This is a genomic window from Actinomyces sp. oral taxon 180 str. F0310 (genome assembly GCF_000185285.1).
Classification (GTDB): Bacteria; Actinomycetota; Actinomycetes; order Actinomycetales; family Actinomycetaceae; genus Pauljensenia.
This window is the reverse complement of record NZ_GL622194.1, coordinates 2279838-2283221: the sequence shown is the minus strand read 5'-3', so window position 1 is coordinate 2283221 and position 3384 is coordinate 2279838. Positions and strand designations below refer to the sequence as shown.

The 3384-nt window shown below is 63.5% G+C and carries 1 protein-coding gene; it reads right to left on the bottom strand.

The window, feature by feature from the left end; all coding sequences use genetic code 11:
* Positions 1-4 precede the first annotated feature (4 nt).
* Entirely contained in the window at positions 5-3199 is a 3195-nt protein-coding gene (locus tag HMPREF9006_RS11030) for a leucine-rich repeat protein (protein WP_009213435.1), read from the bottom strand.
* Positions 3200-3384: the final 185 nt, after the last annotated feature.

Here is a 3384-nt window from a genome sequence, read left to right as displayed (position 1 = left end):
ACAATCAGCCGACCCAACGACCCGAGGCATCAAAGCGATACCAGGACGAGCCAATGAGCACGCGCCCCGTCGCCATCGCGCCGCTGCCAGGCGTCAGGTAATACCACGAGTCACCATCCTTGAGCCAACCCGTGGCCATCGCACCGCTACCAGGCGCCAGGTAATACCAGGAACCACCATCCTTCACCCAGCCGGTCGCCATCGCACCGCTACCTGGAGCCAGGTAATACCAGGACAGGCCGTCAAGTACCCAGCCGCTCACCTGCGCCCCGGAGCCGCGATGGTAATACCAGACGCCCTCGTCGCTCACCCAGCCGGTACGCATGTAGCCTCCCTCGTCGAAACGATAGACCTGGCCACCGATCGTGAGCTTCTCACTCGCCGGGTAGGAACCATCAGCGTAGCGATACCACCAGCCGCGCACGCTCCACGTCCACGTTCCTTCCCGCGGTGTCGGCGAGGGGTCCTCGTTGGGTGGCGCGAGCGCATTCTCGACCGAGAGTCTCACCGACCGCACGATGCGCGTGGCATCACGCACGTCGACACGCAGCCGCTCATACTGAGTGGACAGGAGCCCCGTGTATGACAGGGAGGACGACCCGTCCGGCTGGCTCGTCATCGCGCTCCAATCCTGGACGACCGTGTCGGATCCATCCGCTTCCACGCGCACGACGCGCATCTCGCGGCCACTCGCCACGCCCCCTTCCACCGAGGCACTCACTGTGGCCGACGCGCCGACCGAGCCACGCAACGTGTAGCCGTCGCCGGCCTCGCTCACGCCCTCACCGGAAAGCGCCAGCTGCGCAGGGTTGTAGACGTGCAGGTGAGACGCATCGATCTTTGCCTCAGCCATTGCCGCCTTCGCGACCGACCAGGCCGGTGAGCCCTCGGAAGCTGCGACATAGACCTCAATATCGGGCTGTTGACCTCCTCGCGGGAACGGTTCGATGGCGAGGCGCGTGACGGTCGAGGGGAGCACGAGGACGCGAGGCGCCTCGGTCATGAACTCGATGGTGGTCATGCCTTCGCCGAAGAATGCGCTCTCGGGTCGTCCATTCGTGGCATCACCGTCGGTGTAGAAGGACCCATCGACTCCCCCGCGCACGATGATGTGGCGGGCCATGCGCACTCCCCTCGAGGTCATCCAGACGTCTCGGATCTTCGTCCCGTACTCGACGGTATCCAAGCCTGTGTTCACGACCCCCCTGGACACCTCGACGGAATCGGGGATGACCAGCTCCGTCAGGTTGGAGCACCCGTCGAAGGCTCCATAGCCGATGGATGCCAGCCCTTCGGGCAGGACGACGCGCTTCAGGGCGGTGTTGTTTCGCAGAGCCCAGGATGAGATCTCGACCGTGTCAGCGGGAACAATCAACTCGCTGACCGTGTTCGTCGGAAGAGAAAGGGCCAACTGTCGGTCACCGCGAAGCTTCGCGTACAGGACCCCGCTATCGACGGAATAGACGGAGCTGTTGGGGCTGACTGTGATGGTCGCAAGGTTGTCGTCCCCACCCAGCGCGTAGCCCCCGATGGAGGCCAGCGATGCGCCGAGGTGGAGCTTCGTCAGAGCCCGGTTTCGAGCGAATGACGATTCACCGATGCTCCGCACTGAATCCGGTAGCGTGATAGAGCTGGCGGCGATCTCCTCGAATGCGCCTTCGCCGATCTCCGACAGCCTGTTCAGGTCGGGGCGCAGGTCCACCTCACTGAGGGCGTTGTTGTATCGGAATGCGCTGTGGGGGACCTTCAGTGCGCCCCCGAGGTTGAGGCGCGCGAGGCGCGGCATGTACCAGAACGCCATGGACCCCATGGTCTCGAACGCGTCTGGCAGGGTCAACGCCGTCACGGACGAGTGAGCGAACGCCCTCGATCCGACGTGACGAAGCGTGCTCGGGAAGGTCACCGACTCCAGCTTGGCCTCCTCGAAGGCCCCCTCGTCGATGGTCACGGTTCCCTCCACGACCGCGTACGATCCCTCCACGTTCTTGCCGACGGGGAATGCAACAAGGTCTGAGTGATCCTTGGTGTACAGGACGCCGTCGACGCTCGCGTAGTTGGGGTTGGTGGAGTCCACGTCAATGGAGACGAGGTTCGGGGAGTGGATGAAACCATAGGTCAGCTGCCCGGCGGCCACGTTGGGACCAAGGTGAACGGAGGTCAGCTCGTGGATCTCGGCGAAGGCCTCGTCGTAGATCTGCACGACCGAGCGTGGCAGGGTCACCTCCTTCAGGCTCGTGCGAGTGAAGGCTCGGTTCCCCACCGAGGTGAGTCGAGAGGGGTGAGCATCGTCGTCCTGGAAGGTGATCGTCTTCAGGTAGCTATTCGCCCCGAAACCCTCCTCGTCGATATCGGTCACGCTCGCCGGCACCCAGATGTTCTCCGCGTGGGACCCGGAGAAGGCGTGGCAGCCGATCGTCGTCACGTTGTCGGGGATCGTGACGTCCGTGTCCTTGCCCTTGTAATCGGTGAGGACTCCTTTGTCGTCAATGACGAAGTCGCCCGTCATGTCGGGGTCAACCCGCACCGGGATGGTGGCGCTCTTGGCCGTTCCTGCCATTGTCGTCACCGTGGCACTCAGCGTTCCGCTGCCGGGCTGTTCGGAGGCTGTGAAAAAGACCATGACCCCGTCAGAGTTGGGAGAGACTTGACCGAGTGAGGATGGTTCGATCGACCACGACACCGCGGCGCCTCGCAGCGAGGGGGCCAGGAGGGGATTGAGGATCGTGCCATGGCCGGCCGTGAGGGTGAGCGAGGACTCCGACAGCTCGATGCTGGTCTCCTCGGTAACGGGGCGAACCTGGATCGAGGCGGTGGCTATCATGGAGGAATCGTTGTTGTCTGTTGCGGTGATGACCGCACTGCCGACCCCCTTGGCCGTGACACGGCCGTCGCCTTCGACACTGAGGACGGACTCGTCCGAGGAGCTCCACGTCACCTCGCCGGATTGCGCGGTGCGCGTGTCGTACTCAGCGCCCACGGTGATCTGCTGCCCGGGAACGAGCACCGTCCGATCGGGCCATAGGCTCAACGAGGTGACGGGAACATCGATCGCCGGGCCGGTCGCCTCGGCTTTCTGCACGAGGCTGGCGCCGTGAGCCACGCCAGAGTCGGCGGCAAGCGCAGCGGGAACGCTGATCGTCGTGAGAAGAAGGGCTCCGGAAGCCGCTAAGGCCAGGACGGGTAGTTTTCGGCGAGACATCTGCTACTCCCTGTGTTGAGGGGGCGGAAAGGAGAATGAGCGTCACTACTCGCCTCCTATTATCCCTGAGTGTGGCCAGTTGTAAAGTACCCGTTTATCCTGGATAACGCTTGTTACATGGCGTTTACGGGGAGTCGACTACACTGTTGTTTGACCGAGCGACAATGATTCTCGGGGAGCGATAG